The sequence below is a fragment of the Sphingobium sp. MK2 genome, from assembly GCF_040170545.1.
Lineage (GTDB): Bacteria > Pseudomonadota > Alphaproteobacteria > Sphingomonadales > Sphingomonadaceae > Sphingobium.
Genome location: NZ_JAZDXA010000099.1, coordinates 1 through 1,259 on the forward strand (window position 1 = coordinate 1; position 1,259 = coordinate 1,259).

General features: G+C 61.3%; 3 protein-coding genes. All 3 read right to left on the bottom strand.

The genetic code is table 11. From position 1 onward, the window contains the following. Positions 1-27 precede the first annotated feature (27 nt). Positions 28-399, bottom strand: a complete 372-nt coding sequence (locus V2I08_RS20420; protein ID WP_349636576.1) for a transposase — start codon at positions 397-399, stop codon at positions 28-30. Positions 400-517: 118 nt separating this feature from the next. After that, positions 518-874, bottom strand: coding sequence for an IS66 family insertion sequence element accessory protein TnpB (gene tnpB / locus V2I08_RS20425; RefSeq protein ID WP_006949016.1), 357 nt, complete (start codon positions 872-874; stop codon positions 518-520). Then, positions 871-1,259: IS66-like element accessory protein TnpA (gene tnpA / locus V2I08_RS20430; protein WP_349636577.1), on the bottom strand; the 389-nt coding region annotated here is incomplete at its 5' end. The genes tnpA and tnpB, both read right to left, overlap by 4 nt.

Here is a 1,259-nt window from a genome sequence, read left to right on the forward strand (position 1 = left end):
CTCCTTCATGTGAGTGTTTCAACGACCTCATCCTGGCACATCACGATGCCGTTGGGAGCCGTCCAACCCAACACTGCACGGGCTGGGCTGATGATCAACCGTCTGACGCGGAAAGTGTGCAGGAAGCGGAACACGGCCGCCGGATTTGCGGGCCGATTTCGCCACAGGCGGTGCCGCCACCTCATCGTTGGCGGGTTCTGGTACCTCGACCTCCTCGAACATCAGCCGCAGCTGGGCGATATCCATTTTCTCGGAGCTACGACCGAACTGGACGCGCAGCAGCCGCGCGACGCGATGCTCGAGCTTTTCGATCCGCAAGGTCTGGGCTTTGACGGTTGCTCTCGTTGCCGTCAGTTCGGCCCGTTCCTGCTCCATGACATCGGCCATCTCCAGCAGCATTTTCTGCAGGAGGACCGGGTCAGTGGGAAGGCGATCAAGGGCGAACCGCATGCCACCGATAATAGCCGAAGCCCACAGTAAAACCTACATAAAATGTCGGTTTTACTGATCATTTTCACTATGCGAGGCTCGGCGTGATGACCTCGTCGTGGACGATCGCCTGCTTCCAGTTCAGGCCTTCGAGCAACATCGCAAGCTGGGCTGCCGACAGCCGCAGCGCACCCTCATGGGCACGTGGCCAAACAAACTTTCCGCGCTCAAGACGCTTCGCATACAGGCATAGCCCTGAGCCGTCCCAGACCAAGGCCTTCAGCCTGTCGCCCCTCTTCCCGCGGAACAGGAACACCGCCCCCGAGAAGGGATCGAGCTGAAGAATATTGCGCACCTGCGCTGACAGCCCGTCAAACCCCTTGCGCATGTCGCACGGTGGCAGGGACAGGTAGATCTTCGTCGAAGGCGGGAGCGCCAGGCTCAATGATCCAGCTCCCGCAAGACATCGAGCACCTGTTTCAGGGCAGCCCGATCAACCTCACCATCAACCGACACCGTCAAGCCACGCTGCCCTCGAACCTCGATCCGCCCAGCTTCTCGGGCTTTGGCCGACGGCGATGATGCTGCCAGTTCGACAGGTACGAAGCCTGCCATCGCTCCCCGGAGCAGTTGCTTGCGCCAGGTGTAGAGCTGACCCGTGCCTATCCCATGCCGCCGCGCTACGGCCGATATGACAACGCCCGGCACCGTCGTCTCCTTTAGGATCGCCAGCTTCTCCTCGTCGCTCCAGTTCCGACGCCGCTCCACCTGTACAAGCGCTCCGCCATCCCCGCGACCGCTCATACGAGGCTTCTGTGGTTGCCGCCCGT